At 46.7% G+C, this 257-nt stretch carries 1 protein-coding gene; it reads right to left on the bottom strand.

Annotated features, from left to right (window positions below):
- A partial coding sequence (locus ACO0K2_RS19740; RefSeq protein ID WP_423021770.1) for a hypothetical protein occupies positions 1 to 257 on the bottom strand: 257 nt, incomplete at both ends.

The raw sequence follows: 257 nt of genomic DNA, 5'->3' as shown, positions 1-257 counted from the left end.
GTTCGTGCATTTGCAGCTGACCTGCACTCTGTTGTGTTGTCTGGCAACATGAGCAAAGTTGCTAAGAAGTAATTAAGCAGCAGCGCAAGATAACACCACTGTCTCAAAAGCAAGGCATGAAGGAATGATGCCGAGAGAAAGTGGTGTTGAACGTTAAAGCAATCTGAAAGAGATACATTATGGGAATGGCAATCGGCAACGATGGTGATGGCGAAGACGAAGTCAACAGCACCATCAACACCACCCCGTTGGTAGAC

Origin of the sequence: Undibacterium sp. MH2W (genome assembly GCF_049340215.1) — a bacterium.
Classification (GTDB): domain Bacteria; phylum Pseudomonadota; class Gammaproteobacteria; order Burkholderiales; family Burkholderiaceae_D; genus Undibacterium.
The sequence above is the reverse complement of the archived record's forward strand: the minus strand, read 5'-3'. Positions and strand labels throughout refer to the sequence as shown.